The organism is Pelomonas sp. BJYL3 (assembly GCF_027257975.1).
GTDB lineage: Bacteria > Pseudomonadota > Gammaproteobacteria > Burkholderiales > Burkholderiaceae_C > Roseateles_B > Roseateles_B flavus.
This window is the reverse complement of the sequence record NZ_JANZKX010000017.1, coordinates 1-3,025: the sequence shown is the minus strand read 5'-3', so window position 1 is coordinate 3,025 and position 3,025 is coordinate 1. Positions and strand designations below refer to the sequence as shown.

The following is a 3,025-nucleotide window of genomic DNA, read 5'->3' as shown; positions in this document are numbered from 1 at the left end:
GAACAAGCGCTCCACCAGCTCCCGCTTGAGCGCCTCGCCTGCCAGGTTCACCACCTGCGTCTGCTCCGGCACCGCCCCCGCATTCACCAGCGCGTTCATCGCCGAGGGCACCGTGTTGATCAGCGTCACCGGCAGCCGCTGCTCCAGCAGCGACAGCGCGTTGTCCACCACCTGCACCGTGCCACCCGCCGCCAGCGGCACGAACACCTCGTACACCGCCAGATCGAAGTTCATCGAGGTCGCCAGCAGGCTGCGGCTGAAATCCTCCGCCTGGAAAGCCTGCAGCGCCCAGCTCACGAAGTTCACCGCATTGCGGTGCTCGATCGCCACGCCCTTGGGCCTGCCCGTCGAACCCGAGGTGTAGATCACATAGGCCAGATGGCTGGACTGCAACCCATCCCGCGCCAGGTCCTCGGCGGACTCCTCCACCAGCTCCTGCTCCAGCCCCTGCAGCTGCAGCCCCTGCAGCGCTTCGCCCGCGCTGGCTCGCAGCACCTCCAGCCCCTGCTCGTCCACCAGCACCGCCTGCGGTGCCGCGTCCTGCAGCATGTACGCCAGCCGATCGCTCGGGTACGCCGGGTCCAGCGGCACATACGCCCCGCCTGCCTTGTGCACCGCCAGCAGCGCCACCACCAGGCGCTCATTGCGCCCGCTGCACACCGCCACCCGCGCATCCGGCCCCACGCCGAGGGACCTCAGCCTTCGCGCCAGCCGGTTCGCCCTGGCGTTGAGCTCTGCGTAGCTCAGCTCAACTTCCCCCGCCCTGAGCGCCACCGCCTGCGGCGTGCGCCGCACCTGCGCCTCGATCAGCTCGTGCAGCACCACCTCACGCTCATAGGCCAGGGCGCTCTGCGCATTCCAGCCATGCAGTACCTGCTCGCGCTCGGCAAGAGGCAACACGCCGATCCGATTCAGCGGCGTCGCCGGGGCCTGTTCGAGCAGGACCACCACCTGCTCCAGCGCCCGGTGCAGGAATCCGCACACGCGCTCGGCCTCGATGGGCCTGGCCACCTGGGCCGTGATCTGGAAGCCGTCGCCCAGGTCGTCCACCGACAGCGTCAGCGGATAGTTGGTCCGCTCGTGACCGCCCAGTCCTTCGATCGTGTCTTCTGCCTCGTCCTCGTCCTGGCCGTCTTCCCCGGACGCGCCGCCCGCACTGTGCCGGTAGTTCAGCAGTGCGCTGAACAGCGGTGCCTGGGCCGGCACCGCGCTGCAGCGCTGCGCCAGCGCCAGCGGTGCGTGCTCGTGGCGCAGCAGCCTGGCCAGCAGTCCATGCAGCGCACGCAGGCTGTCGGCCACGCCCTGCTCGTCGACGTTCACGCGCACCGGCAGGGTGTTGATGAACATGCCCAGCACGCGGTCCGCGTGCTCACCGCCCTGCATGCGACCGAACAGCACCGTGCCGAAGACCACCTTGGAGCGGCCCGAGGTGCAAGCCAGCATCAGGGCCCAGGCCAGGTGGAACACGCTGGCCGCGCTCACGCCCAGCTGGCGGGCGCAGCGGCGCAGCGCCGAGGACAGCTCCATGGGCAGCATCAAGCGGGCCTCGCCGATGTCCGAACCGTCCCCCTGCACGTCCAGCAGTCCGAAGGGCGCCGTCGGCTCCTCGATGTCCCCCAGCATCTGGCGGAAGAAGGCTTCGTGCTCCTCTCGGCTCACGCCCAGGCGGGCCTGGGCCACGAAGTTGCGGAACGGCGCCGGGCGGGGCAGCTGCGCTGCAAGCCCCTGCTCGATCGCCACCGCCTCTTCGACCAGCAGCTCCAGCGTCGTGTGATCGATCGCCAGGTGGTGGGCCAGCACCAGCAGCACCCAGCGGCCCTGCTCTGGGTCCTGGGCCGCATGAGCCTCCAGCAGCGGGGCCCGCCGCACGTCCAGCCGGTAATGCCTCGGATCGAAGCGCTGCTGCAGCTGCTGCGCCACATCGCCCTGGGCCGGGTCCAGCTCGACGAAGTCCAGCGCCAGCCTCGCCTGGCGGCGCACCACCTGCACCGGCTGCTCCAGCCCTTCCCAGGCCATGCCCGTGCGAAGAATGTCGTGACGGTCTATCACCTGCTGCAGCGCCCCCACGAAGCGCTCCAGGCGCTCGCGGCTGGCAAAGCCCAGCAGGCTGGGCAGCAGGTAGGGGTCCCCCTCCTTCTCCATCAGGTGATGGAACAGGATGCCTTCCTGCAGCGGGGCCAGCGGGTAGATGTCCTGCACATTGGCCGCACCGCCTTCCACGCCTTCCACGATGCGGTCGATGGCGGGCTGATCCAGCTGCACCAGGGTCAGCATCGGCGGCGTGAGGGCCGTCGCGCCCTCGGGGATCAGATTGGGCGGCACCTGCACCTGGGCGCTGTCGTCGCCCAGGCCCTGGGCCAACTCGGCCAGCGTGGGGGCGGTGAACAGGTCCCGCACGTCCGCATGCAGGCCTTCGCGGCGCATGCGCTCGATCAGGCTCACCGCCATCAGCGAGTGGCCACCCAGTTCGAAGAAGTTGTCATGGCGGCCCACGCGCTCGATCTGCAGCAGCTCGGCCCAGATGGCCGCCAGCGTGGCTTCCACCTCGCCTTGCGGCGCCTCGTAGGCGCGCCGGCTCCAGGCCTGCTCGTCCGGCGCCGGCAGCGCCTTGCGGTCCAGCTTGCCGTTGGGCGTCAGCGGCAGCGATCCCAGCTGCACATAGGCTGCCGGCACCATGTAGCTGGGCAGCGTGGCCTGGGCCTGCGCCCGCAGCTGCTCGGCAGTGGCATGGCCGGTGTAGTACGCCACCAGGCGCTTGCCGCCCGGCTGGTCTCCCGCACCGTCCTCGCGGGCCAGCACCACCACATCGCCGGCTTCCTCCGCACCCAGCGCGGCCAGCTTGGCCTCGATCTCTCCCAGCTCGATCCGGAAGCCCCGGATCTTCACCTGGAAGTCATTGCGCCCCAGGTACTCGATGGTCCCGTCCGCCAGCCAGCGGCCCAGGTCCCCGGTCTTGTACATGCGGGCGCCAGCCTCCTCGCTGAAGGGGTCCGCCACGAAGCGTTCCTCGGTCAGCTGCGGCTGG

Annotated in this window: 1 protein-coding gene; it reads right to left on the bottom strand. The window is 70.2% G+C overall.

All coding sequences use genetic code 11. The features are described 5' to 3' along the window. The coding region (locus O9Y01_RS23065; RefSeq protein WP_269633997.1) for an AMP-binding protein at positions 1–3,025 on the bottom strand (3,025 nt) is incomplete at both ends.